Annotated in this window: 20 protein-coding genes; 8 read left to right on the forward strand and 12 right to left on the reverse strand. The window is 64.5% G+C overall.

Annotated features, from left to right (window positions below):
• Window positions 1-44: 44 nt before the first annotated feature.
• Window positions 45-980 carry a LysR family transcriptional regulator gene (locus FAZ95_RS16795; RefSeq protein WP_137333478.1) on the reverse strand — a complete coding sequence of 312 codons (936 nt, stop codon included), beginning with the start codon at window positions 978-980 and terminating at the stop codon, window positions 45-47.
• 137 nt (window positions 981-1117) lie between these two features.
• Here FAZ95_RS16795 and FAZ95_RS16800 point away from each other — a divergent pair, with 137 nt between their 5' ends.
• Together FAZ95_RS16800 and FAZ95_RS16805 are read left to right on the forward strand one after the other, a co-directional pair.
• Window positions 1118-2422: an MFS transporter gene (locus FAZ95_RS16800; RefSeq protein ID WP_137333479.1), complete on the forward strand. Its 1305-nt coding sequence runs from the start codon at window positions 1118-1120 to the stop codon at window positions 2420-2422.
• A 141-nt stretch (window positions 2423-2563) separates the two neighbouring features.
• Window positions 2564-2995 carry a hypothetical protein gene (locus FAZ95_RS16805; RefSeq protein WP_137333480.1) on the forward strand — a complete coding sequence of 144 codons (432 nt, stop codon included), beginning with the start codon at window positions 2564-2566 and terminating at the stop codon, window positions 2993-2995.
• Between the two features lie 94 nt (window positions 2996-3089).
• On the opposite strand, the gene FAZ95_RS16810 is transcribed toward FAZ95_RS16805, so the two are convergent.
• From FAZ95_RS16810 to FAZ95_RS16830, 5 genes are all read right to left on the reverse strand, one after another.
• Complete coding sequence (locus FAZ95_RS16810; RefSeq protein ID WP_137333481.1) at window positions 3090-4379, reverse strand: HlyD family secretion protein; 1290 nt, start codon at window positions 4377-4379, stop codon at window positions 3090-3092.
• Window positions 4380-4413: 34 nt separating this feature from the next.
• Window positions 4414-5922 carry an efflux transporter outer membrane subunit gene (locus tag FAZ95_RS16815; RefSeq protein WP_137333482.1) on the reverse strand — a complete coding sequence of 503 codons (1509 nt, stop codon included), beginning with the start codon at window positions 5920-5922 and terminating at the stop codon, window positions 4414-4416.
• A gap of 51 nt (window positions 5923-5973) precedes the next feature.
• Window positions 5974-6411 (reverse strand): MarR family winged helix-turn-helix transcriptional regulator, encoded by a 438-nt coding sequence (locus FAZ95_RS16820; protein WP_137333483.1) that lies wholly within the window; start codon window positions 6409-6411, stop codon window positions 5974-5976.
• 107 nt (window positions 6412-6518) lie between these two features.
• On the reverse strand, window positions 6519-8081 hold the full coding sequence (locus FAZ95_RS16825) for a DHA2 family efflux MFS transporter permease subunit (protein WP_137333484.1): 1563 nt from the start codon (window positions 8079-8081) through the stop codon (window positions 6519-6521).
• Window positions 8082-8170: 89 nt separating this feature from the next.
• Window positions 8171-8608 carry a MarR family winged helix-turn-helix transcriptional regulator gene (locus tag FAZ95_RS16830; protein ID WP_137333485.1) on the reverse strand — a complete coding sequence of 146 codons (438 nt, stop codon included), beginning with the start codon at window positions 8606-8608 and terminating at the stop codon, window positions 8171-8173.
• Window positions 8609-8726: 118 nt separating this feature from the next.
• On the opposite strand from FAZ95_RS16830, the gene FAZ95_RS16835 reads away from it, so the two are divergent.
• Together FAZ95_RS16835 and FAZ95_RS16840 are read left to right on the forward strand one after the other, a co-directional pair.
• Window positions 8727-9983: an aconitase X gene (locus FAZ95_RS16835; protein ID WP_137333486.1), complete on the forward strand. Its 1257-nt coding sequence runs from the start codon at window positions 8727-8729 to the stop codon at window positions 9981-9983.
• A complete protein-coding gene (locus FAZ95_RS16840) occupies window positions 9967-10452 on the forward strand; it encodes an aconitase X swivel domain-containing protein (RefSeq protein WP_137333487.1) in 486 nt (161 codons plus the stop codon). Before FAZ95_RS16835 ends, FAZ95_RS16840 begins: the two co-directional genes overlap by 17 nt.
• On the opposite strand, the gene FAZ95_RS16845 is transcribed toward FAZ95_RS16840, so the two are convergent.
• The 5 genes from FAZ95_RS16845 to FAZ95_RS16865 form a co-directional block, all read right to left on the reverse strand.
• Complete coding sequence (locus FAZ95_RS16845; protein WP_137333488.1) at window positions 10436-11824, reverse strand: pyridoxal phosphate-dependent decarboxylase family protein; 1389 nt, start codon at window positions 11822-11824, stop codon at window positions 10436-10438. The genes FAZ95_RS16840 and FAZ95_RS16845 overlap by 17 nt on opposite strands.
• A 188-nt stretch (window positions 11825-12012) precedes the next feature.
• A complete protein-coding gene (locus tag FAZ95_RS16850; RefSeq protein ID WP_137333489.1) occupies window positions 12013-12801 on the reverse strand; it encodes an SDR family NAD(P)-dependent oxidoreductase in 789 nt (262 codons plus the stop codon).
• Between the two features lie 136 nt (window positions 12802-12937).
• A complete protein-coding gene (locus FAZ95_RS16855) occupies window positions 12938-13675 on the reverse strand; it encodes a PepSY-associated TM helix domain-containing protein (RefSeq protein WP_437437707.1) in 738 nt (245 codons plus the stop codon).
• Complete coding sequence (locus FAZ95_RS16860) at window positions 13672-14355, reverse strand: Fe2+-dependent dioxygenase (protein ID WP_137333490.1); 684 nt, start codon at window positions 14353-14355, stop codon at window positions 13672-13674. The genes FAZ95_RS16855 and FAZ95_RS16860 overlap by 4 nt, the downstream gene beginning before the upstream one ends.
• A gap of 84 nt (window positions 14356-14439) precedes the next feature.
• A complete protein-coding gene (locus FAZ95_RS16865; protein ID WP_137333491.1) occupies window positions 14440-16626 on the reverse strand; it encodes a TonB-dependent receptor in 2187 nt (728 codons plus the stop codon).
• A 371-nt stretch (window positions 16627-16997) separates the two neighbouring features.
• Here FAZ95_RS16865 and ribBA point away from each other — a divergent pair, with 371 nt between their 5' ends.
• The 4 genes from ribBA to FAZ95_RS16885 all read left to right on the forward strand — a co-directional run bounded on the left by ribBA (window position 16998) and on the right by FAZ95_RS16885 (window position 20521).
• On the forward strand, window positions 16998-18158 hold the full coding sequence (gene ribBA, locus FAZ95_RS16870) for a bifunctional 3,4-dihydroxy-2-butanone-4-phosphate synthase/GTP cyclohydrolase II (RefSeq protein ID WP_137333492.1): 1161 nt from the start codon (window positions 16998-17000) through the stop codon (window positions 18156-18158).
• A gap of 75 nt (window positions 18159-18233) precedes the next feature.
• On the forward strand, window positions 18234-18749 hold the full coding sequence (ribH, locus tag FAZ95_RS16875; protein WP_137333493.1) for a 6,7-dimethyl-8-ribityllumazine synthase: 516 nt from the start codon (window positions 18234-18236) through the stop codon (window positions 18747-18749).
• Window positions 18746-19180, forward strand: coding sequence for a transcription antitermination factor NusB (gene nusB / locus FAZ95_RS16880; protein WP_137333494.1), 435 nt, complete (start codon window positions 18746-18748; stop codon window positions 19178-19180). The genes ribH and nusB overlap by 4 nt, the downstream gene beginning before the upstream one ends.
• 144 nt (window positions 19181-19324) lie before the next feature.
• Complete coding sequence (locus FAZ95_RS16885) at window positions 19325-20521, forward strand: pyridoxal phosphate-dependent aminotransferase (protein WP_137333495.1); 1197 nt, start codon at window positions 19325-19327, stop codon at window positions 20519-20521.
• Between the two features lie 71 nt (window positions 20522-20592).
• On the opposite strand, the gene FAZ95_RS16890 is transcribed toward FAZ95_RS16885, so the two are convergent.
• A complete protein-coding gene (locus FAZ95_RS16890; RefSeq protein WP_137333496.1) occupies window positions 20593-21729 on the reverse strand; it encodes a lytic transglycosylase domain-containing protein in 1137 nt (378 codons plus the stop codon).
• Window positions 21730-21963 lie beyond the last annotated feature (234 nt).

Genomic DNA, 21963 nt, shown 5'->3' on the forward strand with positions numbered 1-21963 from the left:
CGTTGCCCGGTGAGCAACGGTATCGGGCCACTGCGTTCAGCAGTCTAGCGGCCTTGCTCCGGATCGGCGGCATCGGCGAACATCGTCATGCGGCGCAGGATCCACTCGAGCAATTCGTGCGCGGCCGCGACGAGCGGCCTGCCCGATTTGACGATCACCTTCGCCTTGATGCCTCGAAACAGCGGATGATCGATCGGCACGACTGCAAGCTCGCCGGCCGCAATTTCCGTATAGGCCGCGAATTCCCCGATGAGCGTCACGAAGTTTTCCGATGCGACGAGGCGCTTCAACGCCATGAGCGAATTGGTGGTCACCGCCGGGCGGATCGCGACGTTCTCTGCGAACTCGAGGAGCTTGGCCGCGTGGCCGATGCCGTAAGTCGCGGGCATCAAGGCAAGCGGAAAGGCGAGCATGTCGTCGACGCTGGCGGGGCCCCCTCGCAGCGCCAGCGGATGGTCGCGCCGGACCAGCAGCACGATCGGCTGCGGCGAGCTTGCGCGAGATTCGATGGACGGATGCGGCGGCGGGTTGTAGGCGAGCCCGATGTGCGCGCGGCTTTCGGCGACCTCCGTCAGCAAGTCGTCGACAGGAAGCGCCTCCACGCCGATCTCCACCTTCGGATACCGCTTCCAGAACGGGATCAGCACTTCGTCGACCAAGGGATCGACATAGCCTTCGCTGACGGCCAGCTCGACGCGCCCCTGCTGAAGCCCCTTCAACGCAAGAAGCCGGTCTTCGAGTTTTTCCTGTTGCGACCGGTAGCCCCTCCAGAACTCCAACAGATGCGCCGCGGCCTCGGTCGGCTTGACGCCGCGCGCCTGGCGCTCGAAGAGCGTCGCGCCAAGCTCGTCCTCCAGCAGCTTGATCTGCCGCGTGATCACCGACGGCGACGTATTGAGACTGTCGGCGGCGCCGCGGATCGTGCCGTGCGTCAGCACCTCGTGGAAGTACCTCAGACGTTGCTGATTGATCTCCCGCATGCCAAATCCTCCCGATCCATGTCGTTGCCTTTACGGCAACGATACGTGAACTTAGTTGCTGTTGCTCGATACATCGAACGTCGCCACCATGGATTCACGCAAAAAGCGGAACGACACATCAACATCTGGAGACACGCATGTCAGCAATACCCAACGTCGCGGTAGGAGACGCCACGGCGGCGCTCTACAACCGGATCAATTGGCGGCTGCTGCCGTTCCTGCTGATCTGCTACCTCTTTGCTTATCTGGATCGCGTCAACGTCGGCTTTGCCAAGCTGCAAATGCAAAGCCACCTCGGACTCTCCGATGCGGCGTACGGCGTGGGGGCTGGCATCTTCTTCCTCGGCTACGTGCTGTTCGAGCTGCCGAGCAATCTGCTGTTGCCGCGAGTCGGCGCAAGAAAAACGTTCGGCCGCATTCTGGTGCTGTGGGGTATCACGTCGGCGTGCATGCTCTTCGTGCGCAACGTGCCGACGTTCTATGGCATGCGCTTCCTGCTCGGAGTCTTCGAAGCCGGTTTCGCGCCGGGGATGATCTATTACCTGTCGTGCTGGTACGGTCCTGCAGGAATGGCGCGGGCGATCGCGATCGTCTTTGTCGCGGGCCCGCTCGGCGGGATCGCGGGCGGGCCGATTTCGGCGTGGCTGATCACGGTGTTCGACGGCACCGCCGGCCTCGCCGGATGGCAGTGGATGTTTCTAGCCGAGGGTCTGCCATGCATCGCGCTCGGCATTCTCACGCTCTTCGTGCTGCCCGATCGGCCCCAAGACGCGCGCTGGCTGGACGAACAGGAAAAGCGCCTGCTCGCGGCGGAGCTCACCGTGGGCGCAGCACGTTCCCACTCGTTCAAGACCGTGCTTCGCGACGGCCGAGTTTATGTGCTTGCGCTCGCTTACTTCTGCATCATCGCGTCGATCTACGCGATCAGCTTCTGGCTTCCGACCGTGCTGAAAGCGCAGGGCGTCGCCGACACGATCGCGCTCGGCTGGTACTCGGCCATTCCGTATCTCGCCGCCGCCATCGGCATGGTCGCGATAGGCCGCCGGTCGGACCGGCTCGGCGAACGACGCTATCACTGCGCGCTGCCGGCGATCGCCGCTGCGCTGCTTCTGGCTTCATCGGTGCTGTCCGACGGCAACCTCGCCGTCTCGCTCGTTCTGCTGACGCTAGCCACAGCGGGGCTCTGGATGGCCTACACGGTGTTCTGGGCGATGCCTTCCGAATACATCAAGGGGCCCGCGGCAGCGGGCGGCATCGCCCTCATCAATACGATCGGATTGTCGGGCGGATTCTGGGGACCGGCGATCATCGGCTGGACGAAGACCGCGACCGGCAATTTGCATCTCGGGCTCCTGGTCATGGCGTGCTTGCCGATGCTCGCGTCGGTCCTGATTCTTGCGGTGCGGAAGGCGGACGCTGTCGCCGTTCCCGCGCGGCCGTGATGCCCCAATTGACCAATCCGCAAATCGACCGGCGACGTGAAGTTGTTCGACGTGTCGACCGAAGTTGACGACAATGTTCCAAGATGAACGAATGCGGGTCGTGCTCCTTCGCAGGAAGCGCCGCTGAATCTAAAAGGAAACATGAACCGACTTTTCTTCGCCGCGCTCGCTGCCACCTCTTTCGTGACTTGCGCTCATGCGCAAAGCAACGCATCTGGCCCGCTCGCCACACCCTCGGGTCAAGTGCAATTCGAGCGCTCTGATCACGATTTCGTCGGAATGCTCGACAAGAACGTTTTCGATCGCTTCAGCGCAAACGCGCTCACGCATTTCGATGACGTTGACGGCGCGAATGACAACGTCACGCGGATGCTCGTGCAGACTGATTCCGGCCCGGTGCTGTACGACTTTCGCCACCGTCCGCCACTTGTGCAACGCACGGGCAAGCGCATGACCGTGCGGCGCGTGTTCTGGCAAGGCGATGAGGCCGTAATGCAAAGCTCGCAAGGCTGGTTCCGGTTCAAAGGCGGCGAGCTGACGAAGCTGCAATCGTCTACCACGACGTACCATTGAGCGAGCGCGCACCAGCACACACAGTTGAATCCAAATGACCTAGACCGTGCTGGATCAGTGGCCGCTCGCACGCGGGCGGCCACTGCGCACCCGTTCAACCCTGCTTCGCTGCCTTCTTCGCCGATGACGCCGCAACCTTCGCCTGCTGCGCGGCCGTCTCGTTCTGCTCGATGATCTTCGCGATCTCGGCATCCGCTTGCGCGCCGTATTGCGCAAACACATCGGTGCGATACGTCGTGTTCACGGCCGCCGCGAGCTGCGTGCCCGAATCGTCGCGCGTGTCGGCGTCGACCGTCATCGACAGCCCGATGCGCAGCGGATGCGCTTCCAATTCCTTCGGGTCGAGTTGCACACGCACCGGCAGCCGCTGCACGATCTTGATCCAGTTGCCGGTCGCGTTCTGCGCCGGCAGCGTTGCGAACGCGCTGCCCGTGCCCGCCGAGAAGCCGATCACGCGGCCGTGGTACTTCACGCTCGAACCGTAGACATCCGCCGTCATCGTGACCGGCTGGCCGATCCGCATCCGGCGCAATTGCACTTCCTTGAAGTTCGCGTCGACCCACACGCCGTCGAGCGGCACGATCGACATCAGCGGCGTGCCCGGGCCCACGCGTTCGCCCACTTGCACCGAGCGTTGCGCCACGTAGCCCGTCACCGGCGCGGGCAGCGTGTTGCGCGCGTAGTCGAGGTAGGCGTCGCGAACCTTCGCGGCGGCGGCTTGCACGTCCGGGTGCCGCTCGATCGAGGTGCGGTCGGTCAGGGCGTGGTTCGATTGCGCCTGCTGGCGGGCGGCGTCGAGCGAAGCCTGCGCGGCGGCCACGGCGTCGCGGGCGTGCGAGACGTCTTCGGCCGACACCGCGCCGGTGTTCTCCACCGCAACGCGGCGCTTCAAATCGTCCTGCGCCTTGGAGAGATCCGACTCTCGCTGCGCGACGTTCGCCGCGTAGTAGTCGTTGTTCACGTAGAGCGTGCTCACTTGGCGCACGGCCTGCCCGAGCGCCGCCTCGGCGTTCAGGAGCGCGATTCTCGAATCGGCCGGGTCCAGCGTGACGACCGGGTCGCCTTCTTTCACGATCTGCGTGTCGTCCGCGTTGACGGCGTTCACCGTGCCCGTCACCTGCGGCGTGAGCTGCACGAGGTTGCCGTTGACGTAGGCGTCGTCGGTCGACTCGTGGTATTGCCCGTACGTGAAGTAGTACGCGCCGTAGGCCGCACCTGCCACCACGACGCCGATGCTCAGCAGCGCGAGCCACAGCTTGCGCTTGCCCGAGGCTTGCGGCGGCGTTGCCTTCGGCGCCGCGCCGGCGGGCGCATCGTGGGCACCGTTGCTGTTCGGTTGGGCCGATTCCGCGCTCGTGCGGTCGGACGTGATGGTATCGCTCATGTCAATTCTCCAGGGAGTTTGCGAACGTGCCGGTTCAACGCGCGGCGACGACGGGGTTGGACGTTGCAGCGGACGCTGCTGTATGGGTTGCATCGGACGACGTGTCGACGTAGCCGCCGCCGAGCGCCGAGGCGAGCGCGATCTGCTGGTCGCGCCGGTTCATCAGCAAGTTGGCGACGGACTGATCGGCCTGCAGCGCGTTCATGTCGGCATTGAGCACCGTCAACTGGTTGGTCAGGCCGCCCTTGTATTGCGTGATCGCGAGATCGTCGGCCTGGCGCGCGGCTTGTTGCGCCGCTTGCGCATCGGCGAGCTGCGCGTCGCTCGAGTGGATCTGCGCGAGTTGCGTCGCCACGTCGCTCAAGGCGGTGATCAGCGTCTGGTTGTAGGTCGCCACCGCCGAGTCGAAGTCGGCGTAGCGGCCCTTCAATTGCGCACGCAGCGCGCCGGCATCGAAGATCGGCAGATGGATCGCCGGACCTGCGGAAGCCGTCCGGCTTGCCGCGGTGAGGAAGCGGCCGAAGCCGAACGCGTCGAGGCCGATCGCGGCGCTCAGATTGATGTCCGGGTAGAACTCGGCCTTCGCCTCCTTCACTTCATGCGTGATCGAATCGACGCGCCAGCGGGCCGCGACGATGTCCGGACGGCGGCTCACGAGGTCGGCAGGCAGGTTGTCCGGCAGACGCACTTCGTCGCCGACGCCCAGCGTGGGCCGCGCGATCGTGAGACCGCGGTCGGGGCCTTCGCCCATGAGCGCGGCCAGCTGGTAGCGCGTGGTCAGGATGCTGCCGTCGAGGGCGGAGACCGTGGAGCGGGCAGTCGCGAGATTCGCCTGCGCCGTCTTGCGCTCGACTTCCGTATCGAGCCCGGTCGCGATGCGGCCGGCCGTGATGCGGTCGATGTCCTGGCGGCGCTCCACTTCCTGCTGCGCGATGTCGCGCAGCACGTAGAGCCGGGCGAGCTGGTTGTAGGTACGGGCGATCGTGGTCGTGAGCGTGAGCTTGACGACTTCCGCGTCAGCCTCGGTCGCCTGCAGATCGGAGATCGACGCCTTGAGCGCTTCGCGATTCTTGCCCCACAGGTCGAGATCGTACGAGGCGCTCAAGAGGCCGCTGTTCTCGGTTTGCCAGCTGCCGCCGTAGGGCGGCGGTACCAGCGCCGTCCCGCTGAATTGCTCGCGCTTGAGCGAGTAATCGGCGTTCACGCTCGGCATCGTGCTGGCCTTCGCGGTCTCCGTATAGGCTTGCGCCGCGGCGATGCGGGCGCGCGCCTGCGCGATCGTCGGGCTGCCCTTGAGCGCTTCGTCGATCAGCGCCTTCAGTTGCGCGTCGCCGAACTGATCGGCCCAATCGGCCGCCGGCCAGTGGCCGCTTTCCGCCGGCAGGCTCTGCGTCGTCTGGAACTGTTGCGGCTGCGCCATCTGCTTGTCGCTGTGAATGCCCGCGTAGTTGACACAGGCCGACAGCACTGCCACCAGGATCGCCGACAGCCCCACCTTCATCGCACGGATGCCGCGGCCTTGTTGAACAATCTGCGTTTGCATTGTCTGACTCGTCAGATTAATGGTTAAAAAAAGGGGGGAGCGCCGCGGCGCTCACTCTCCGATGAACTTATCGAGCAGGCGGCCCAGTTCTTCGAACTCCGCCCTCGTGAACTTCCGCAACCGGGCGTTCAGCACTACCGGGGCGATATTCGGAAGCTCGCCCGCCACTTCCAGACCTTTCTTCGTCAGCGCCAGGTTGACCACGCGGCGATCTTCCGCGCTGCGCGAACGCTCCAGCAATCCCTTCGATTCCAGCTTGTCCAGCATGCGCGTCATCAGGCCCGTGTCGACCGACAGCAGCTTCGAGAGCTCGAACGGCGTGGAAGCCAAGCCGCGCTGCAACGCCAGAACAATGCCCATCTGCGGGCTGGTGATGTCGAGCTCCTTGAGAGCGGCGTCCATTTCCGCGATGACCAGGTTACGCGCCTTGGTCAGCTTGAACCCGACGCTTTCGGTCAGCGCGAAGTTTTCGGGGGTGTAGTGTTTCATGGCGCGTCCTCGGTGTTGATGATCATCACAATAACTGCAAAGTCAGATTCTGGCAAGCGCAATTTTGAGATTTTTTCCGGCCCCGCCGACGCGCCCTATTCCCTCGCTCAGTGACCGCCCGCGCCCGCGGCGTTCGCCGCCCCGTCCTTGCTCGGCTTCGTGATCCAGATGAGCGGAATGATCACGATGAAGATTACGGCCGACAGCCAGGCGATATCGTTCAAGCCGAGCATCGCCGCCTGCGCGCTCATTTGCGCCTCGAAAAAAGCCTGGGCCTTGAAGACGCTCGCGTGGAGCGTCGTCTGAATATTGGCGATGGCTTGCACATAGGTCGGGTTGGTCGCGCTGGTCTGCTCGGCGAGCTGCGAATGGTGCAGGATCGTCCGGTTGTTCCAGGTGTTCTGCATGAGCGACGTGCCCACCGCGCCCGCAAAGACCCGCACGAAGTTCGACAAGCCCGCAGCAGCGGGAATCTTCTCCGGCGGCAAGCCCGACAGGATGATCGCCGTGAGCGGCGTGAAGAACATCGCCATCGGGATGCCCATCAGCAGGGTCGGCAGCACGAGCGTGTGGACATCGACGTCGGTCGTGTACAACGAACGCATCATGAACACGCCCGCAAAGGCGAGGAAGGCGACCGTCGCCAGCCTCCGCATGTCGGTCTTCGGCATGATCTTGCCCATCACCGGCGCAAGGATCACCGCGAAGATGCCGAGCGGCGCCGTCACGAAGCCCGCGTCGACGGCCCGGTAGCCGAGATACTCCTGAATCCAGGTCGGAAAGATCACGAGGTTGGCGAAGAACACCGCATACGAGACCGATATCGCGACCGTCCCGCCCATGAAATTGCGCTGCGTGAAGAGGCGCAGATCGATGATCGGCTTCGCCTCGGTCAGCTCCCAGATCAGGAAGAACAGGAACGCGATCAGCGCGATGATCGTGAGCACCCAGATCACCGGCGAATTGAACCAGTCGAGATCCTTGCCTTTGTCGAGCATGATCTGCAGCGCGCCGACCCAGACGATGAGCGAGAGCAGCCCAACCTTGTCGATCGCCAGCTTGCGCGAGGGCGTTTCACGCTTGTGGTAGAGCGCCCAAACCACCGCGGCGGCGAAGAGGCCGACCGGCACGTTGATGTAGAAGATCCACGACCAGCTGTAGTTGTCGGTGATCCAGCCGCCCAGCGCCGGTCCCGCAATCGGCCCGACGGTCGCGGTCATCGCCCACAGCGACAGTGCGCTCGAGCTTTTTTCGCGCGGAAACGTCGAGAGCAAGAGCGCCTGCGACAGCGGCACGAGCGGCCCCGCCACCGCGCCTTGCACGATACGCGCCGCGAGCAGGATGGGCAGGCTTGGCGCGATACCGCACGCCGCAGACGACACCACGAACAGCAGAATCGCGGCGACGAAGAGCTTGACGGTCCCGACCCGTTGCGTGAGCCAGCCGGTCAGCGGAATCGACACTGCATTGGCCGCCGAGAACAGCGTGATGACCCACGTGCCCTCGTCGACCGATACGCCCAGGTCACCGGAAAGCGTCGGGATCGCGACGTTGGCGATCGACGAATCCAGCACGTTCATGAAGGTAGCCAGGGCAACGGCGAACGCGCCCAGTGCGAATTGCCAGCCAACCAATGGCGCCGGGGCGCTCGCGTTATTCGGCGGGTTCATGTTGCGTCCTTTAAAGGGTTCGACGCCCGGCTGTCCTGGGGTCGTCGTCATTTATCTGATACGTCAGATATTTGGATAAAAAAAATGGCTCATCCGGCCAGCAACTTACTGAGGAGACGGCACAAGGTGTCGAACTCCAGCGGACTGAAGCCCGACAAGCGCCGGTTCAACACCGCCGGCGCGATTTCCGCGACTCGCGCGGCGGCTTTCCGCCCCGCTTCGGTCAACGTGAGGTTGACCACCCGCCGGTCCAGGCTGTTGCGAGCCCGGTGCACGAGGTCCTCCTTTTCCAGCCGATCGACCACACGGGTGACGAATCCCGCATCGACCGCAAGCAGCTTGGCCAACCCGACCGGCGTGCGCGCGGCGCCCCGGGCAAGCAGCAGCAGTGCGCCGGCATGCGAACTGGTGATACCGGTGCCCGCGAGCGCTACGTCCATTTCCGCCTGGAGCAGGTTGCGCGCCTTGCCGAGCGCGAAACCAATGTTCTGGAACGGAAGAAAACTGTCTTGGCTGTAGTAGTCCATAGCTGATTCCTCTGTTTCTGATTTTTACTATATCTGACTTATCAGATATGTGCAAAGACTTTTTTAGGATGAGCTGATATCGTGGCCGCGTCGGGACCATCCAGGAAACGAAAGCACCATGCTGAAGCTCGATGCACGCGACCGCGCCATGCTGAACGGCGAGTTCGGAGCCGGGGCCGCGCTCGCGATGCGCATCGTTGCGCGCACCGCGAATGTGATGCGAGCCCCACACCTGATCGACGTTTCCTCTGCTCATATCGACGGATGTCTGTATCACGGGCCCGTGAGCCTGGACTTCGTCGAGCGCTTTATCGAAAGCGGAACGAAAGTCGCGATACCGACCACGTTGAACGTCGGCTCGCTCGACCTGATCCACCCCGAGCTTTTCCACGGCGACACGAACGTCCGTCAAGCGGCGGAGCGCTTGATGAACGCCCACATCGAACTGGGCTGCGAGGCGAGCTTCACCTGCGCGCCCTATCAGTTGAAGCACCGGCCGAAGCTCGGCGACCAAATCGCCTGGGCGGAGTCCAACGCGATCGTATTTGCCAATTCGGTGCTCGGCGCGCGCACGAGCCGCTATGGCGATTTCCTCGATCTCAGCGCGGCCATCACCGGCCGGGCGCCGTACGCCGATTTGCATGTGAAGGCGCATCGCGCGGCACGAATCGTGTTCGACGTCGCGGATTTCGCCAAGCTGCCCGGACGCGATGTGTTCTTCGCCGCGTTGGGCCTGCTGCTCGGCAAAGAAGCAGGGGCCACAGTCGCCGCCCTCGTCGGCCTGCCCGCCGATACCACCGAAGACGAACTCAAGGCGCTCGGCGCCGCCGCGGCATCGAGCGGCGCGGTCGCGCTGTTCCATGCCGTCGGCATCACCCCCGAAGCGCCGACGCTCGACGACGCCACGCAAGGACACTCGCCGCTCAAGACCGTGCACGTCTCGCTGGACGATCTCGTGTCAGTGCGCCGCCGCTTGAATCAGGCGCAACCCGGCGATCCGCTCGTCGCGGTGAGCCTCGGCACGCCGCACTTTTCGATCGCCGAATTCGAGCGGCTCGCCGCCTGGTTTGCGCAGCATGCGGGCGAGCCGCGCTGCGATTTCTACGTCAACACGAACCGCTTTATTTTGTGGCAGCTCGAAGCATCGGGGATTGCGCAGCAACTTGCCGCACGCGGCGTGCAGATCGTCGTCGACACCTGCACCTACATCACGCCCGTGATGAAGAACATGACGGGCCTCGTGATGACGAACTCAGCGAAGTGGGCCCACTATGCGCCGGCCAATATCGGCGTGTCCGTGGCTTACGGCAGCATGGAAGAATGCGTGCGCTCCGCATTCGAAGGAAAGGTGTGCTTCGATGAACCCGCCCTTTGATACCCGCGCAGACGCAAAGCGCGACGGCGATCCCTCCGTGATCGTGCACGCCGAGGCGTTGGCCAAGGGCCACGCAGAAGGACCGAAAGTCGTACTTTCCGAACCGCTGAGCTTTTGGGGCGGCTACGACGCTGCAAGCGGCCTGATCCTCGAAAAGACGCATCCGGCGTTTGGCCGCAGCCTGGCCGGAACTATCGTGGTGATGCCGCGTGCGAAGGGATCGAGTTCGAGCAGCAGCGTGCTCGCCGAAGCGATTCGAAACGGCACCGGTCCTGCGGGCATCGTCTTGCGCGAGCGCGATCTCATCATTGCGATCGGCGTGATCGTCGCCGGCGAGCTCTACGGATTGTCGGTGCCGCTAGTCGTCGTGAAAGACCGGGACTTCGATACGGTCTGCCATCGAGGCGCGACGATACGCATCGACGCGCCTCACGAACAGGGACCCGCAACCGTCACGCTGACAACGTAGCCGCGAGCGATGCGGCGATGCGCTCGACGTCGCTCTCATTCGTGCGCCAATTGGAGAACGCGGCGCGCAACGCCCACGTCCCCGCATAAACCGTGCTCGAGACGAACACGTCGCCGCGATCGCGCACCGCTCGCATGAACGCGTTGACACGCTCCTCGGTCGGGTTCTCGGCGAGCGTGAAGCAGACGACGTTGAGCCGAGTCGGCGCGAGCAGCTTCAAGCCGGGCAACGCAGCGATCCGCTCGCCCAATTGCCGCGCCAGAAGGATATTGCGCTCGACGATGTCGGCGTGCCCCGCGCGTCCGTACGCCGTCAGCGAAAACCACGTCGCCAGCGCGCGCAGCCGGCGCGAGTTCTCCGGCGTCAGATGCACGAAATCGGGGTTGTCGCCCGGCGCCCCGAGATAGGCCGCGCTGTTCTGAAACACGCGCACTTGCAGATCGCGCCGCCGGCTGAACTGCACGGCCGCGTCGTACGGCACGTTGAGCCACTTGTGCAGATCGACGCAGATCGAGTCCGCTGCGTCGATTCCTTTGACCAGCGAAGCGTGCTCGGGCGAGAGCGCCGCAAATGCGCCGAACGCCCCATCGACATGGAGCCAGAACGAATAGCGCGATTTCAACGCGGCGATGGCTTCGAGGTCGTCGAAGTCGACCGTGTTCACCGTGCCCGCATTCGCAACCACGATGACGGGCTCGCCCTGCATGCGATCGAGCGCCGCTTCGAGCGCGGCCAGGTCGACGGCCTCGCGATCCGGCAGCGTCGCGATCTTTTGCACCGCCTTGCGTCCGATCCCGAGCATCGACAGCGCCTTGTAGACGCTCGAATGCGCCGCGCCCGACAGCACGTGAATCTTCGGCAGCGCACCGACTCCGTCTTCCGCGATGCTCACGCCCCGCTGCTCACCCAGCCACTCGCGCGCGATCGCGAGCCCGACGAAATTCGACATCGTTGCGCCGCTGACCAGCACGCCGCGTTGCGCATCGGAGAAGCCGAACAACTGCCGCAATTGCGCGACCGTCTCGCGTTCGAGATCGGGCGCGGAGCTGTCGATGCCCGCTGTCGGGTTCTGGTCGTAGACGCTCGTCAGCCAGTCGCCGGCAATCGACGCAGGCGTCGCGCCGCCCGTCACGAAGCCGAGATACCGTGGCCCCGCGCTGCCCGAGAAGCCCGGCGCCCAGCGCGCGGCGAACGCTGCGAGCGCGCCTTCAAGGCCGATGCCGTGCTCGGCGAGCGGCACCGGAGACGCCGCATGTGGGGCTAGCGCGACGGGCCGCAACGCCACGTCGTTCAATGCGCCAACGGCATGCTCGAGCGTGCGTCCGAGCAGGACGTCGAGATTGGCGAGATCGTGTGAGAGTTTCGCGTCCATACACATCCATAGGAAAGGCCCGGCGATACGAAGCGGCCCTTGGACCGATCCGTATCGCCGGACTGGATTTGCACTAAGAGAGGAGGTAACGCGAAGAGAATATCAGCGCCTCGCAAACGGCGCTGGAGCGGCGTTTGCGAGTACTTTGCGGAGGACGGAAGGGCCCGATTCGCCGCTATCAGCCGCGGTTAGCTGCGATAGCGCGGAGCCGCACGCTCCTCGCGGAAGCCCGGCAACATCGCGCGGCGAGCGGTCTCGAACGCTTCCCACTGGGCCGCGTCGTGGAGCGGCGGAATCGTCACGAGCTCACGCCGGTCGAAGCCGACCAGCGCCGCGTCGACAAGCTCGTCCACTTCCATGAGACCTGGGATCGTGTTGATGTCGCGGCCCGCGCGCTCCCAGATTTCGGTGCGGGTCGCGGCCGGCAGCACGGCCTGCACGTACAGCCCTTTCGGACCGAGTTCCGCTTGCATCGATTGCGAATACGTCAGCACATAGGCCTTGGTCGCCGAATAAACGCCGGACGGCGCCTCGGGCATCAGCGCCATCACAGACGCGATGTTGATGATCGAGCCACTGCCCTTCGCCACAAAACGCGGAACGACCGCTGCCGCGAGACGCGTCACAGCGGTCACGTTCAGGCGAATCAGGCTGTCCAGCACCTCGAGTTCCGTGCCCTCGAGTCCGCGTCCGGCCGAAGCGCCCGCGTTGTTGATGAGCAGGTCGATGCGCTCGTCTTCGGCGAGTCGCGCTTCGACGCGGCGCAGATCCGCCGCATCCGTGAGGTCCGCTTGGATGATGTCGACCGAGACGCCCGTCTCTTCACGCAGCCGTGCAGCGAGCGCTTCCATGCGCTCGCGATCGCGCGCGACGAGCACGAGGTCGTAGCCGCGCCGCGCGAGGCGGTCCGCGTAGGTCTTGCCGATTCCAGAAGAAGCGCCCGTGATGAGCGCCGTGCCGATTGCCTGCTTCGTCATAGCGGATCCCGATAGTCGATTGGAGCGGGATGTCGATCACTCGTTTTTACATGATCAACATCATGATTGCGATGATGATCACCATAATCTATCGTGTCAACCCTAAATTTTGGGTCGCGATGACGGCCTGCCGCGCTCACATCAGCCCCGCGTAGACTGCCGCCACGATCGAGCCGATGACGAGCACCGCACCAATCGTCTTGCGCCGATTCATCTCCGTCCATAGCAACACGCCCGTCAGCGAGAGCAGGACAATGCCGCCTGCGAGCGTGTCGACCAGCAGCACCCAGCCAACGCTCATGCCGACGCCTTTGTGCAGGTTGTTCAGCGTCGCGAGAAACGAGTTGTCGCTGCGCTTGATCGTCACGTACCCGTTGCCGACCCAGTACTCGGCCTGCGTGCTTTCGCGCGGCGCCGCAAACGTGATTTGCCAATGCTCGGGCTGGATCGCACTGCGATCGCCCCACGCCACCCGATGTGCGGGCTCTTTCTGCATGCGTCCCGGGGCGGCGGTCAATTGCAGTTGTTGCTTGAGCCACTTCGCCAAGTCGCGCGGCGTCTCGGGCGCGGGCTGCGGCAGCGGGACCTGAAGCGTCGATACCTCCGGTTCCCCGGACGGAATTCGCAGCGGGCCGGCGCGATGGTTGAGCAGGAAACCGCTCGTGCCGAACAGCAGGCCGAGCGCCGCGCCCCATAGCCCCATCCAGCCGTGCACTTTGCGCAGCCATTTGATGAAGGTGGCGCGACGCGAGCGTTTTTTCCGGGCGCGCAATTCCGGATCGTCGAGAACATCGCTCGCGGAAGTCATGTGGCGTTCGACGGTCGCGATATCCGTTCCGTTCGATTCGATCGCGATAGGTTCAGGTGCACTCACGTCTCGCTCCAGAGGCGCAACAAGTTGTGGTAACAACCAACGAGACTGCGGCGCGCGGCATCGTCGGCGTGCGTCGCGTTCAAGCGCTGGATGGCCGTGTCCATGTCGAACAGCAGCGCGCGCTGCGTATCGCTGCGCACGAGGCTCTGCACCCAGAAGAAGCTCGCGATACGCGCGCCTCGCGTGACGGGCGTCACTTGATGCAGGCTCGTCGCCGGATAGACGATCATGTCGCCCGCCGGCAGCTTCACTTGCTGGACGCCATATGTGTCCTCGATGACGAGTTCGCCGCCGTCGTATTCGTCGGGCGCGGACAGGAAAAGCGTCACGGACACGTCGGTACGCAGCTTCGCGCCGCCCGGCAAGAGACGCACCGCGCCGTCCACATGGCTGCCGAATGTCATCCCGCTTTCGTAGCGGTTGAAGAGCGGCGGATAGACCTGGTTCGGCAGCACGGCGCTGATGAAGAGCGGATGGCGTTCGATCGCCGCGAGAATCACGTCGCCGAGCTCGCGCGCGACGGGCGATTGCTCCGCGATCTGCTGGTTGCGCTTGACAGGCGCGCCCTGGTAGCCGGCCGTCGCGCGGCCGTCGACCCAGGCATCGCCCGCCGCGTCGAGCCGTTCGCGCACGAAGCGGAGCTGCTCCGCGTTCAGCACATTCGGGATTTGAAGAAGCATCGAGATTTCCTTTGGCCGGACCGGCGCGCCGTTGTGCATTGCGCTTGCACGCCAAGCCCGAAAAGTTGAAACACCATCGCGCGACTAGAACTTGTAGTCGGCCGTGGCGAGCAGCGTGCGGCCGATGCCGGGCACCGAGCGGCCGCCGTCCGACTGGATCAGCGCGTCGTAATAGAACTTGTTGGTGAGATTCAAGAGATTGAGACGGACGTCCCACTTCTTCTCGTGATACGCGGCCGTCGCATCCCAGCGCGTATAGCCGCCGACTTGGACGAGATCGTTGTTCGCCGCATAGCGCGCCGACATATAGGTCGGTCCGCCGCCCACCTCCCAGTGCGGCGTGATCTCATAGGTCGTCCACAGCGTGAGCGTATTGCGCGGCGTGTTGGCGGGCACGTTGCCTTGCGTGCCGTCGAGCGCCTTCACGATGCGCGCATCCATATAGGTGTAGCCGCCGAAGATTTGCCACTTGTCGGTGAGGTGGCCCGTCGCACCGGCCTGGAAACCGTTGACGCGGATATCGCCGTCGAGCGTGTATTCGGTCGCCGAGACCTGCGTGCGCGCGTTGTCCATCTCCTCCTGAAACAGCGCGGACGTCACCGACAGATTCCCGCCGAGCACATCCCACTTGCCGCCGACTTCATACGAACGCGTGGTTTCGGGCGCGAGATTCTGCGTGAGATTGGTGACCGTCAGCGATTCGAGCGAGGGATCGAACGACGTCCCGTACGACGCGTAATACGACTGCCAGTCGCTCGGCTGATAGATGACGCCGGTGCGCACGCTCGTGAAGTCGTTCGTCTGGCTCGCGTAACCGGGCAAGCTGACCGTGTTCGCGATGTGCGCCTGGAAGCGGTCCCAGCGCAATCCGCCGATCACCTTCCAGTGCTCGCCGAGCGACACCGTATCGTTGACGTACCCCGCGATTTCATTGGCCGACGATTGCGCGTGATTGCCGACGGTCGTCGTCACGTTCGAGGGCGTCGACAGATAGGCCGGATCGAGCAGCGACACGATCGGCAAGTTGTTGCGCGTGGTTGCCTGGTTCGTATAACTGTCGTGCCCGAGCTCCACACCGGCGATGAGATCGTGCTTGATCGCGCCGGTCGTGAAGGTGTACTCGAGCATCGTGTCGTTGTAGATCGAATGGTTTTCGATCACGCGATCGTGGCTTTGCAATTGCACGTAGAGCTGCGAAAGCGGCAGCGTCGTGTAATTGCCGTTCGAGAGTGCCGGGCTCGTTGCGAGCGGGCCGGTCAGCACCGCATGCGCGGCCGTCTCGCGCGCGTCGGTCATCGAATGCGAGAGCTGCGTTGCGTTGGTCAGCGTGAGCGCGTCGGAGAACTTGTGCTTGATCGTCGCCTGCCCGGTCTGCACGTCCTGAATCGTGCGGTCGCTCGTCAGGCCGTAAAACGTGTTGCGCGGCACCGGCGCCGGATGGCCGTTCAACGCCGGGATGCCGTAGTCGGGCATGTCGTCGTTGTGCTGGATCAGCGCGGACAGCGTGATCTCGGTCGGCGTGCCGATGCCGAAGCGCGCTTCGGGGGCGAAGCCGTAGTCCCTGTTCTTCATCACGTCGCGACCCGTTCCCATGTCCTGCGCGAATGCGTTGAGGCGGATGGCCGAGGTCGCGGCCACCGGGTGATTCACGTCGACGGTCGTGCGGTAGCGGTCGTCGGTGCCGAGCGTCGTAGAGACCTCGGCCGACGGCGTGAGATTCGCCTTCTTGCTGACCTGATTGATCACGCCGCCGGTCGAACCGCGCCCGAACAGCATCGACGACGGGCCGTACAGCACTTCGACCGATTCGAGATCGAACGTGTCGCGGTAGTACTGGTTGCGGTCGCGAAAGCCGTCGAGGTAGATGTCGTTTTGCGCCGTGAAGCCGCGCAGGTTGATGTTGTTGCCGATCTGCCCGCCTTCGGCGCCGCCGATCGTGATGCCCGGCGCGTTGCGCAGCGCGTCCTGAAACGACGTCGCGCCCTGCGATTCGAGCACCGCCTTGTTGATGACCGTGACCGTCTGCGGAATATCGCGCAACGCTTGCGGCGTCTTCGCGCCGACCGTCGAACGTTCGGCCTGGAAGTCTTGCGCAGCGGCATCGGCCTGGCCGGAGACGACGACCGCGGGCAGCGTCGAGCCGTCGGACGCCGCGGTGGTGGATGGGCTTTGCGATGTCGTTTGCGGTGCGGTCTGCGCTTTCGCAGGCGCAGCAAAAGGAATCGCGAAGGCGAGCGCAAGCGCTGCCGCAAGCGGCGTTCTGTTCAACATTGGAGTCCCGAGGAGTGGTTCGTGTCGGCCGGCGCCGCACCCGGCGCACGCGTGAATCAACGACACGTGAGCATTGGCTGGCTGGCCGCTCCTCCGCTTGGGACGAGAAGGTCGGTAGGCTGGCTTTCGATTTAAATGAGAATCAATATCATTTCATACATCTCAAATTGTTTCAACTTATGAAAGATACCGGCCCAATGTCTCCCATTTACTGGGCGAAATTGAAATAATTTAGTAAGTATTTTGTTTTTGGAATGCAAGATTCGGCATTTTGTATACCGGCGGCACCGCTTTGCATGCCGTGTCAGAACCAGCGACGCCCGCCCCCGCGTGGCGTAAAATACGCGCTTTCCCGCTCATCCCTACCGATAATGACCCTCGCCTCCACCCTCGAGATCATCGCCGAACTGAAAGCCGGCCGGATGGTGATCCTGGTCGACGAAGAAGACCGCGAAAACGAGGGCGACCTCGTCCTCGCCGCCGATTTCGTCACGCCGGAAGCGATCAATTTCATGGCCCGCTACGGCCGCGGCCTGATCTGCCTGACGCTCACGCAGGATCGCTGCAAGCAGTTGAACCTGCCGCTCATGACCTATAAGAACGGCACGCAATACGGCACGGCGTTCACGGTCAGCATCGAAGCGGCCGAAGGCGTGACGACCGGCATCTCCGCCGCCGACCGCGCCCGCACGATCGCCACCGCCGTCGCGCACGACGCGCGCGCCGAGCACATCGTGCAGCCGGGCCACGTATTCCCGATCATGGCGCAGCCGGGCGGCGTGCTCGTGCGCGCGGGCCATACCGAAGCGGGCTGCGACCTCACGGCGCTCGCGGGCCTCACGCCCGCCGCGGTGATCTGCGAAGTCATCAAGGACGACGGCACGATGGCGCGCCTGCCCGACCTGCTCGAATTCGCGCAGCAGCACGGGCTCAAGGTCGGCACGATCGCCGATCTGATTCACTACCGCAGCCGCACCGAATCGATCGTCGAGCGCGTGTGCGAGCGCACGATGCAGACCGCGCACGGCGCATTCCGCGCGGTCATGTATCTCGACCAGCCGAGCGGATCGCCGCATCTGGCGCTGGTGCGCGGCACGCCGTCGCCCGATCGCGATACACCGGTGCGCGTGCACGAGCCGCTGTCGATGCTCGACCTGCTCGAAGTCGGCACCTCGACGCACTCGTGGACGCTCGACGCCGCGATGCGCGAGATCGCCGCGCGCGATCTCGGCGTGATCGTGATGCTCAATTGCGGCGACTCGAAGGAACACCTGATCGACGTCTTCAAGGCATTCGATCAGAAAGACAAGGCCGCCGAACTCAAACGCCGCCCGGTCGACTTCAAGACCTACGGCATCGGCGCGCAAATCCTGCGCGAGCTCAACGTCGGCAAGATGCAGGTGCTGTCGAACCCGCGCCGCCTCGGCAGCATGTCGGGCTATGGGCTCGAAGTCACCGGTTTCGTCCCGATGCCGGGGAGCGTTGCCAAGCCTTGCGACACGGCGTCCGAGTCCTCGGACTCGCGCGCCTGACCGAACGCCTCATCGATCGACTCACTGATCCCACCACGCACTCTCGCGCATTCAACCAACAACCACGGACCTTTTATGGAAATCGGACAATATCAACCGAACCTCGACGGCGACGGCCTGCGCGTCGGCATCGTCCAAGCGCGCTTTAACGAACCGGTGTGCAACGGCCTCGCCGATGCCTGCATCGAAGAACTCGAACGCCTCGGCGTGACCGGCGAAGACGTGCTGCTCGTCACCGTCCCGGGCGCGCTCGAAATCCCGCTCGCGCTGCAAAAGCTCGCCGAGTCCGGCCAATTCGACGCGCTGATCGCGCTCGGCGCCGTGATCCGCGGCGAGACGTATCACTTCGAACTCGTGTCGAACGAAAGCGGCGCGGGCATCACGCGCATCGGCCTCGACTTCGGCATTCCCGTCGCGAATGCGGTGCTCACGACCGACACCGACGAGCAAGCCGTCGCGCGCATGACCGAGAAGGGCCGCGACGCCGCGCGCGTGGCCGTCGAGATGGCGAACCTCGCGGTCGCGCTCGAGCAGCTCGGCGGCGATGACGACGAAGATGAAGACGAGGACGAAGAAGAGGAACAGGCATGAAGAGCGCTCGACGACGTTCCCGCGAACTCGCCACGCAGGGGCTGTATCAGTGGCTTTTGTCGGGGGCGAGCTCGGGTGAGATCGACGCGCAGTTGCGCGGCGCGCAGGGTTTCGACAAGGCCGACAAAGAGCATCTCGATGCGATCCTCCACGGCGTGATCCGCGATTCGGATGCGCTGTCGGCCGACCTCGCGCCCTGCCTCGATCGCCCGATCGACCAGCTCTCGCCCGTCGAGCGGGCGGTGCTGCTCGTCGCGGCGTTCGAGTTCAAGCATCATCTCGACATTCCGTATCGCGTCGTCATCAACGAAGCGGTCGAACTGGCGAAGAACTTCGGCGGCGCGGACGGCTACAAGTACGTGAACGGCGTGCTCGACAAGCTGGCCGCCAAGCTGCGCGTCGCCGAAACGCAGTCGGGGCGCGGCAACTAAGCGCAACGGCGCCCGGCATAGCGGCGCCCGGCGCAACCACGCGCGGCGCGGCGCCCGGCGCTACGCGGCGGGCCGCCGCATGTGGCACGGCAGGCACCGCCGGCAGCGCCCTTCTCCCGCCGGCTATTGGATCTGGAAATCAGCATGAATAACGCGTCTGAACCGCTCGTGCGCCTCGCCGCCCGAGTCGACGCCATTGCACCGTTCTACGTGATGGAACTCGCGAAGGAAGCCCGGGAGCTCGAGATCGCGGGGCGCGACATCATTCACATGGGAATCGGCGAGCCCGATTTCACGGCTCCCGAGCCCGTGATCGAAGCGGCCGCCAGCGCGCTCAGACGCGGCGTCACGCAATACACCGGGGCGCTCGGCATCGCGCCGTTGCGCGAAGCGATCGCGGCGCACTACTTGCACACGTATGGACTGCGCATCGATCCCGCGCGCATCGTCGTGACGGCGGGCGCGTCGGCTGCCCTTTTGCTCGCTTGCGCGGCGCTCGTCGACCGCGACGACGAAGTGCTGATGCCTGATCCGTCCTACCCGTGCAACCGTCACTTCGTGGCGGCCACCGAAGGCCGCGCCGTGCTCGTCCCAAGCGGCCCCGCCGAGCGTTTCCAGCTGACGGCCGCCGATGTGGAAAACCGTTGGAACGAGAAGACGCGCGGCGTGCTGCTCGCGTCGCCGTCGAACCCGACCGGCACGTCGATCGAACCGGATGAACTGAAGCGGATCGTCGAAGCCGTGCGCGCACGCGGCGGCTTCACGATCGTCGACGAGATCTACCAAGGGCTCAGCTATGACGCACGGCCGGTGTCGGCGCTGTCGTTCGGCGACGACGTGGTGACCGTCAACAGCTTCTCGAAGTACTTCAACATGACGGGCTGGCGTCTCGGCTGGCTCGTCGTGCCGACCGCGATGATCGGCGCATTCGAAAAACTCGCGCAGAATCTGTTCATTTGCGCGTCCGCACTCGCCCAGCATGCGGCGCTGGCGTGCTTCGAGCCCGATACGCTCGCGATCTACGAAGCGCGGCGCCTCGAATTCAAGCGCCGCCGCGACTACATCGTGCCGGCGCTCCAGTCGCTCGGCTTCGGCGTGCCGGTGATTCCCGACGGCGCGTTCTACGTCTACGCGAATTGCACCGGCGTCGCGCATCCGGCGGCCGGCGACAGCGGCGCACTCACGAAGGCGATGTTGCACGACGCCGGCGTGGTGCTCGTGCCGGGGATGGATTTCGGCACCTGTGCGCCGCATGAGTACATCCGTCTTTCGTACGCGACGGCGTATACGCGGCTGGAAGAAGCCGTTGAGCGGTTGCGCGGGCTGTTCGCGCGCGCCTGACACCTTCCAACGCAGCAAACAAGAAGGGCACCCGAGGGTGCCCTTCTCTCATTCTGTCGTTCGCCTAACACTCAAGCGCCGAACTCCGGCCCGGCGTTGTGCTTCGTCGCGGTCGTGTTTGCGCTCGCATCATCCTGATCCGCTGCCGGCGCCGAAGCCGCAGCCGTCTTCGCCGCGCCGATCGCATGGCCGCCGTCGAGCGACACCTGCACGCGCTTGTTCGCCGTCGTCGCGGCCGCCGCTTGCTGCTGCGGCGCCTGCGGGGCATTGACCGGCACCTTGCGGCCGCGCGCCACGTCGCGCAGACGATCGCGCTCGGCCATCACCTTGGCGCCGTAGCCGCCGTCGTCCTGCGACGTCGAACCGACGTACAGACGCAGGCCGCCCGGCAGCGAACCGCCACGCGCGATGCAGTCTTTCAGCACCAGCGCGCCGACCTTGATGTTCGTCATCGGCTCGAGCGCCGCGCTCGTGCCGCCGAAATACTGGAACTTGTCCGAATGCACCTTCGACATCACTTGCATCAGGCCCTGCGCACCGACGCCGCTTTCCGCATACGGATTGAAGCCGGATTCGATCGCCATCACCGCGAGCAGCAGCAGCGGATCGAGGCCCACTTCACGGCCGGTGTCGAACGCCGCCTTCACGAGGTCGTTGACCGGCTCTTGCGCGACCCGATAGCGGCGCGCCAGATAGTTCGTGACCAGATTCTGTTCGCTCGTCGACGCAAACGCATGGTTGTTGCGCGCATCGGGCGCCACGCGTTGCGACGGGATCAAGTTAGCCAGCATGCCGACGGTCGGCTGCTGAGTATGCAAATCGAAACTGGCCGGAGCCTGATTGTTCTGATTGTTCTGACCGCTTCGGCCGCTGCCGTCGAAGGCGCCGTCGTAGCTCGTGGTGTCGACGGTTGGTGCGTTCGAGGCCAGCGATTCGTCGGTAGTGTGGGCCGGCCCGAAGGCGGGCAGCGGATGACCGCTCAACAGCCGCGCCGGTCCGGCCTGGACGGCCGCCGAAATGGCCGGCATCAGCTTCGCCGCGAGCGTGGTGCGCACGGTGGGCAACAGCCACAGCGCGAGTGCGGTAAGCACAGCAGCGCCGCCGACGACGCTGAACAGGTGGTGACTGACACGCGTCCCGCGACGCAGCGTGGCGCGTACTGCTTGCGCCAGGCGCTCATCGGGACGCCACGATAACCAAGTATTCATTCAGATCTCCCATGGATCATGGCCTCGCGACGGATACAACTGAGCAACATCTGGCTCGGGTCGCAAAGCCAAGACATCGCGCGCCTTGGTTGGGGCGGCTACGACGTCGGGATACGGCAACGTACCGTTACAACTGGCAACGTGCCGTTCGGAGCGCCACATCGGAGTAAAAAAATCCCGGCGGCATGCCCGTTCGGCATGCGCGCGGTGGCTCTCACGCAAAAAAACCAGCGG

It is taken from the genome of Trinickia violacea (assembly GCF_005280735.1).
Taxonomy (GTDB): domain Bacteria; phylum Pseudomonadota; class Gammaproteobacteria; order Burkholderiales; family Burkholderiaceae; genus Trinickia_A; species Trinickia_A violacea.

Excerpts from the sequence above, each read along its gene's own strand:
- FAZ95_RS16795 (WP_137333478.1), bottom strand. The coding sequence starts at position 980 with ATGCGGGAGATCAATCAGCAACGTCTGAGGTACTTCCACGAGGTGCTG.
- FAZ95_RS16800 (WP_137333479.1), top strand. The coding sequence starts at position 1,118 with ATGTCAGCAATACCCAACGTCGCGGTAGGAGACGCCACGGCGGCGCTC.
- FAZ95_RS16805 (WP_137333480.1), top strand. The coding sequence starts at position 2,564 with ATGAACCGACTTTTCTTCGCCGCGCTCGCTGCCACCTCTTTCGTGACT.
- FAZ95_RS16810 (WP_137333481.1), bottom strand. The coding sequence starts at position 4,379 with ATGAGCGATACCATCACGTCCGACCGCACGAGCGCGGAATCGGCCCAA.
- FAZ95_RS16815 (WP_137333482.1), bottom strand. The coding sequence starts at position 5,922 with ATGCAAACGCAGATTGTTCAACAAGGCCGCGGCATCCGTGCGATGAAG.
- FAZ95_RS16820 (WP_137333483.1), bottom strand. The coding sequence starts at position 6,411 with ATGAAACACTACACCCCCGAAAACTTCGCGCTGACCGAAAGCGTCGGG.
- FAZ95_RS16825 (WP_137333484.1), bottom strand. The coding sequence starts at position 8,081 with ATGAACCCGCCGAATAACGCGAGCGCCCCGGCGCCATTGGTTGGCTGG.
- FAZ95_RS16830 (WP_137333485.1), bottom strand. The coding sequence starts at position 8,608 with ATGGACTACTACAGCCAAGACAGTTTTCTTCCGTTCCAGAACATTGGT.
- FAZ95_RS16835 (WP_137333486.1), top strand. The coding sequence starts at position 8,727 with ATGCTGAAGCTCGATGCACGCGACCGCGCCATGCTGAACGGCGAGTTC.
- FAZ95_RS16840 (WP_137333487.1), top strand. The coding sequence starts at position 9,967 with ATGAACCCGCCCTTTGATACCCGCGCAGACGCAAAGCGCGACGGCGAT.
- FAZ95_RS16845 (WP_137333488.1), bottom strand. The coding sequence starts at position 11,824 with ATGGACGCGAAACTCTCACACGATCTCGCCAATCTCGACGTCCTGCTC.
- FAZ95_RS16850 (WP_137333489.1), bottom strand. The coding sequence starts at position 12,801 with ATGACGAAGCAGGCAATCGGCACGGCGCTCATCACGGGCGCTTCTTCT.
- FAZ95_RS16860 (WP_137333490.1), bottom strand. The coding sequence starts at position 14,355 with ATGCTTCTTCAAATCCCGAATGTGCTGAACGCGGAGCAGCTCCGCTTC.
- FAZ95_RS16865 (WP_137333491.1), bottom strand. The coding sequence starts at position 16,626 with ATGTTGAACAGAACGCCGCTTGCGGCAGCGCTTGCGCTCGCCTTCGCG.
- ribBA (WP_137333492.1), top strand. The coding sequence starts at position 16,998 with ATGACCCTCGCCTCCACCCTCGAGATCATCGCCGAACTGAAAGCCGGC.
- ribH (WP_137333493.1), top strand. The coding sequence starts at position 18,234 with ATGGAAATCGGACAATATCAACCGAACCTCGACGGCGACGGCCTGCGC.
- nusB (WP_137333494.1), top strand. The coding sequence starts at position 18,746 with ATGAAGAGCGCTCGACGACGTTCCCGCGAACTCGCCACGCAGGGGCTG.
- FAZ95_RS16885 (WP_137333495.1), top strand. The coding sequence starts at position 19,325 with ATGAATAACGCGTCTGAACCGCTCGTGCGCCTCGCCGCCCGAGTCGAC.
- FAZ95_RS16890 (WP_137333496.1), bottom strand. The coding sequence starts at position 21,729 with ATGAATACTTGGTTATCGTGGCGTCCCGATGAGCGCCTGGCGCAAGCA.